Consider the following 5440-nt stretch of genomic DNA (forward strand, 5'->3'; position numbering starts at 1 on the left):
CGCGGTCACGGCGACGGTGAGCACGTCAGACACCGTCAGATCACCGCCCTCCACGACGCAACCCGGTGCTAGTTCGTCGCACCCGGCGCGAAGCCCCCGGGCAAGGTCGACGACAAAAGAAAGCCGAGTGGCGTCTGGCATCGCGAGCGCGACCAGAAGCGATGTCGGGCGCGCGCCCATCGCCGCGATATCGGCGAGATTGACCGCCGCGGCCTTCCACCCGAGGTCGAAGCCGCTCGACCAGGCGAGGCGAAAGTCCGGACCGTGCACGAGCGTGTCAACCGTCGCGACGACACGTCCGTCAGCCGCGGTCAGCACGGCTGCGTCATCCCCCGGCCCCACCTCTGCCGCAGACGGACCCAGCTCACGCAGGATGGCAGAGAGAATCTCGCCCTCCGAGAGCTCACCGACCCAGGGATCCTGCATCGCTCCACGCTACCGCGGCGGTAGATTGGACCAATGCCACTCGCCCGCCGCGCCTCCGCCGCGGCGGTGCTGTGCACGACGAGCCTCCTCGTGCTCGCTGCCTGCAGCACGACGGTGTCGATGCAGCCGGCGCCCGATGCGAACAACCCGCATTGCGCTGATGTGACAGTCCGGTTCCCTCAGACGCTCGATGGTTTCGAGCGCCGGTGGACGGATGCTCAGTCCACCGGCGCCTGGGGCGAGGGCGGCAAGAGCAACATTCTTGTGTCTTGCGGCGTCGCAGTTCCCGGCCCGACGACCCTCCCGTGCTCGACCCTGAGCGGTGTCGACTGGATCGTCGACGACACCGACGCGCCGTATTACCGGCTCACGTCGTTCGGCACCGATCCTGCCGTCGAGGTCTACCTTGACAGCGACACGGTATCGAGCGCCGAGGTCCTCGACACGCTTGGGAACATCATCGTCGACACACTCCCCGTGAACGGTCTCGAGTGCACTGACCAGGTCAGCAGCTCCTCACCCACAGACGGGTGAGCGCGGCACGACTATCGTCGCGGGGCTATCACCGGCGCGCCAGCGCGGTGTCGAGAAGATCGCTGATCAACTCGGCGTACGTCATCCCCGAGGCGATCCAACACTTCGGGAACATCGAGATCGGTGTGAAGCCGGGCATCGTATTCAACTCGTTGACGTAGATCCCAGCCGAAGTAAGGAAGAAGTCGACGCGCGCGAGTCCCCGCCCGCCGACGGCATCGAAGGCGCGGATCGCCGCTGCCTGCAAGGCAGCGATCTCATCATCCGTGAGCACGGCAGGACACACGACCTCGGCTCCGTCACCGCCGAGGTACTTGCCCTCGAAGTCGTAGAACTCGCGTGTGGTCAACACGATCTCGCCGGGCAGCGACGCACGCGCCGGCGCGGAGCCCGGCGTCTCGAGCACGGCGACCTCGATCTCGCGCCCGACGATCGCGGTCTCAACGAGCGCCTTGTCATCCTCGGCGAGCGCCAGCTCGACGGCGGCGTCGAATTCGTCCCAGTCGTGCACCTTGGAGACACCGACGCTCGAGCCGGCCCGCGACGGCTTGACGAAGTTCGGCACGCCGAGCGTGCGAGCAGCCTGCCGCGCGGCATCCGGATCCGAAGCCCAAGAATCGCGCGTGATCGTGATCCACGGCGCGACTGTCACACCGGATGCCTGCAGCACGATCTTCATGAAGTGCTTGTCCATGCACAGCGCCGAATCCAACACGCCGCCTCCCGCGTATGGGATGCCGAGGGTGTCGAGAAAACCCTGAACTGTGCCATCCTCGCCGTGGACTCCGTGCAGGATCGGCAGGACCACGTCGAGGGAGCCGAGTGTGTCAACAGTGCCGTCTGCGCGGCGCACGCGGAGCACGCGGTCGGCGCCACCTTCGGGCCAGAGCACGCGGGTGCCGTTGTCGCTCACCTCGGGAAGGTGCGCGGCATCGAGGGCGAACTTGTCAGGGTCGTCCTCTTCGAGGACAAAGACGCCGTCGCGGGTGATGCCGACCGGGATGACGCGGAAGCGCTCACGGTCGAGTGCCCGCAGCACCCCTCCCGCCGTGACGGAGCTGATCGAGTGCTCGCTGGAGCGACCGCCAAACAGCACCGCCACCGTCGCCTGTGCCATTCTGCGTCCTCTCGCCCTGGGGTTCGTCGTCGTCCGTTGTGAGGTGCGGCGCGATGTCCTTGGGGTTCATCGTGCCGTCCAGAACCATCTTCACCTGCTCGACGATGGGCATGTGGATGCCCGCCTCCGCGGCAAGTGCCAAGACGGGGGCAACGGAGGCAAGACCTTCGGCGGTCTGCTCCATCTGCTTCACCACGTCCTGGAAGCTGTATCCCTGACCGAGAAGACGGCCGGCTGTGTTGTTCCGGCTGAGCGGGGACTGGCATGTGGCGATCAGATCACCGAGCCCCGCGAGTCCCTGGAGGGTCGCGGGGTGCGCGCCCTGAGCGACGGCGAAGTCCGTCATCTCGACGAGGCCACGCGTGATGATCGAGGCCTTCGTGTTCTCGCCGTAACCGACGCCATCCACGATTCCGATCGCGACGGCGATCAGGTTCTTGAGAACGCCGCCGAATTCTGTGCCCACGACATCCGTGTTCACGAACGTCCGGAAATACGAGTTGCGGGCGCGCCGGGCGACGGCATCCGCTGTCTCCTGGCTGCTGGATGCGATGACCGCCGCTGTGGGCTGCTCCTTCGCGATCTCCAGGGCCAGGTTGGGGCCGGATGCGACGGCGATGAGGTCGGGATCGCATCGCAGTTCCTGCTCGATCACCTGACTCATCCGCAGGCCGGTCTTGCGTTCGACGCCTTTCATGAGCGATACGACGGGAATGCCGGCGTCGGCAAGGAGGGGACGGATTGTCTTGAGATTCTGACGAAGCGCCTGGCTCGGCACTGACAGATAGATCTGCTCTGCTCCCGCGAGCGCCTCCTCCAGCCGGGACGTCGCTGTCATGGAACGAGGAAGATTGATGCCCGGGAGGTAGTGGCTGTTGCGCTTGGCCTCGGTGATCTCGGCGGCAAGTTCAGGGCGCCGAGCCCACATCGTGACCTGGGCGCCACCGTCGGCGAGGATCTTGCCGAACGTGGTCCCCCAACTACCAGCACCGACCACCGTCACCCGGGGACGTACGGCATCCGCTTTACGACTCAAGGCGCCCGGTCTCCTTCTGCCCGTGGGAGGCCGGATCCCAGCGCTCGGCGGGCGGAGTCTGTTCGCGCAGCACGCCCTCGAGACGAGCAATCTCGGCCATCAGGAGGTCGGTCGCTGCGACAAGGGCGGATGCCTCGCGGGTGCGTCCCACGAACGCCGAGAGATCCAGCGGGTCTCCCACGAGAACGCGCACACGCTTGCGCAGCGGCCACAGGCTCAGCTTGCCGTAGCGCGGCAGGATGCGTTGCACCCCCCAGTGGGCGACAGGAATGAGCGGGATATCACCCTCCAAGGCCAGCCGTACGGCACCGGTCTTTCCACGCATGGGCCACAGGTCGGGGTCCCGGGTGAGGCTGCCCTCGGGGTAGACGATCACCCCGCGACCCTCTTCCACGAGATGCTCCGCCTGAGCCATGGTCTGCTTGGCAGAGCCTGCGGACGACGCCCGCGCAACCGGGATCATGCCCGTTGCACGAAGGATCGCACCGAGGACAGGAATTCGGAACAGGCTCTCCTTCGCCATGAAGCGCGGCGCACGTCCCATCCCCCACACCGCTCGCGCGACGATGATCGGGTCGAACTCACTCAAGTGGTTCGGCGCGAGGACGAAGGCACCCTTGCGGGGCAGCTTGTGGCCGTCATCGATGTCCACCCGCGCCACGATTCCCAGCAACGGCACCACTATCGCTGCCAGCGGCCAGAAGACGCTGGGCCGCGTCTTCTCCGAGGAGGCTCGCGGTTTGGGGTCGCCCATATCAGCCGACGATATCGAAATCTGCGCCGAGTGCCGAAAGCTTGGTGAAGAGCTTCTCGTACCCGCGGCTCAGGATCCCGACGCCGCGGACGGTTGACTCTCCGTCGGCAGCAAGGGCTGCGATCAGGTGGCTGTATCCGCCGCGAAGGTCAGGTACGACGACGTCGGCGCCGTGGAGCGGCGTGGGGCCGGTCACGACGGCAGCCTGCTCCAGGGCGCGCCGTGGAACGCGACGGTACGGCGCGTCCAGGCCATCGCGGTGCACGACGATGCTGGCGCCCATCTTGTTCAAGGCGTCGGTGAACCCGAACCGGTTCTCATACACCGTTTCGTGCACGACCGACTCGCCTTCCGCCTGCGTGAGCGCGACGATGAGCGGCTGCTGCCAGTCGGTCATGAACCCGGGGTGCACGTCGGTCTCGACGATGACCGGCTTGAGGGGTCCACCGCGGCGGAACTGGATGCCGTCCTCGCGCACATCGAACCAGCCACCAGCCTTGCGGTAGATGTTCAAGAAGGTCAGCATCTCCTGCTGCTTCGCACCCTCGACGAAGATGTCACCGTCGGTCGCGAGTGCCGCGGACGCCCAGGACGCTGCTTCGTTGCGGTCGAAGATGCAGCGGTGGTCGTATCCCGTGAGCGCATCGACACCCTCGATGAGGATGACGCGGTTGGGCTCGTAGGAGATGATCGCGCCCATCTTCTGCAGCACGGCGATGAGATCCATGATCTCGGGCTCGATTGCCGCACCCCGAAGCTCGGTCACTCCAGCGGCGCGAACGGCGGTCAACAACACCTGTTCGGTCGCGCCGACGCTCGGGTAAGGCAGCTCGATGTTCGCGCCGTGCAGCCCCTCCGGCGCCGAGAGACGGATGCCGGTCGGCAACTTCTCGACGACGGCACCGAACTGGCGGAGTGCGTCCAGGTGGAAGTTGATCGGACGGTCGCCGATGCGGCATCCGCCAAGGTCGGGGATGAACGCCTCACCGAGCAGGTGCAGCAGCGGGCCGCAGAACAGGATCGGAATACGGGAAGCACCGGCGTGAGCGTCGATCTCTTCCATGTGGGCCGACACGGCATCCGTCGGGTCGAGCTCGAGCGAGCCCGGCTCTGCCCCGTCCGTGACCTTCACCCCGTGGACTTCGAGCAGGGAACGGACGACCCGGACGTCGCTGATCTGCGGCACATCACGCAGGGTGCTCGGCGAGTCGCCGAGCAGGGATGCCACCATCGCCTTGGTCGCGAGATTCTTCGCGCCCGTGACGGTCACCCGTCCGCGCAGCGGGCGCCCGCCGCGTACCAGCAGCACCTCGCCCGTCGGTTCGGCAGCTGCCGCCTGCGCGGCTTCGTCGCTCAGAAGCGTCTTCATCCGGGATGGACCTCACTTATATCTCGGCACCGCGAGACCGATCGGGTCTGCTGATGCCTCGGTAGTCGGCTACGGAACGGGGAGGGTTCGCGGCCGCCAGGATGCGCGGCGCGACTCGAACTGGGTGATCGCTTCTTCGTTTCGCAGTGTGAGCCCGATATCGTCGAGCCCCTCCAGGAGCCGCCATCTAGTGTAATCGTCGAT

The 5440-nt window shown here is 66.4% G+C and carries 6 protein-coding genes and 1 pseudogene; 1 reads left to right on the plus strand and 6 read right to left on the minus strand.

Annotated features, from left to right (window positions below; all coding sequences use genetic code 11):
* A partial coding sequence (locus Q1V87_RS10910) for an AIR synthase related protein (protein WP_300592582.1) occupies positions 1-426 on the minus strand: 426 nt, incomplete at its 3' end.
* 33 nt (positions 427-459) lie between these two features.
* On the opposite strand from Q1V87_RS10910, the gene Q1V87_RS10915 reads away from it, so the two are divergent.
* Entirely contained in the window at positions 460-960 is a 501-nt protein-coding gene (locus tag Q1V87_RS10915) for a DUF3515 family protein (protein WP_300592585.1), read from the plus strand.
* Positions 961-988: 28 nt separating this feature from the next.
* Here the strand turns inward: Q1V87_RS10915 and Q1V87_RS10920 are convergent, their stop codons facing one another.
* From Q1V87_RS10920 to Q1V87_RS10940, 5 genes and pseudogenes are all read right to left on the minus strand, one after another.
* Positions 989-2077 (minus strand): D-alanine--D-alanine ligase family protein, encoded by a 1089-nt coding sequence (locus tag Q1V87_RS10920; RefSeq protein WP_300592587.1) that lies wholly within the window; start codon positions 2075-2077, stop codon positions 989-991.
* Positions 1977-3113 carry an NAD(P)H-dependent glycerol-3-phosphate dehydrogenase gene (locus Q1V87_RS10925; protein WP_300592589.1) on the minus strand — a complete coding sequence of 379 codons (1137 nt, stop codon included), beginning with the start codon at positions 3111-3113 and terminating at the stop codon, positions 1977-1979. Before Q1V87_RS10925 ends, Q1V87_RS10920 begins: the two co-directional genes overlap by 101 nt.
* Entirely contained in the window at positions 3103-3867 is a 765-nt protein-coding gene (locus Q1V87_RS10930; RefSeq protein ID WP_300592591.1) for a 1-acyl-sn-glycerol-3-phosphate acyltransferase, read from the minus strand. Before Q1V87_RS10930 ends, Q1V87_RS10925 begins: the two co-directional genes overlap by 11 nt.
* Position 3868: 1 nt before the next feature.
* Positions 3869-5236 (minus strand): UDP-N-acetylglucosamine 1-carboxyvinyltransferase, encoded by a 1368-nt coding sequence (gene murA, locus Q1V87_RS10935; protein ID WP_300592593.1) that lies wholly within the window; start codon positions 5234-5236, stop codon positions 3869-3871.
* A gap of 69 nt (positions 5237-5305) precedes the next feature.
* Positions 5306-5440: pseudogene (locus tag Q1V87_RS10940) on the minus strand (3-isopropylmalate dehydratase small subunit); the annotation flags it as partial.

Origin of the sequence: Microbacterium sp. (genome assembly GCF_030149085.1) — a bacterium.
GTDB lineage: Bacteria > Actinomycetota > Actinomycetes > Actinomycetales > Microbacteriaceae > Microbacterium.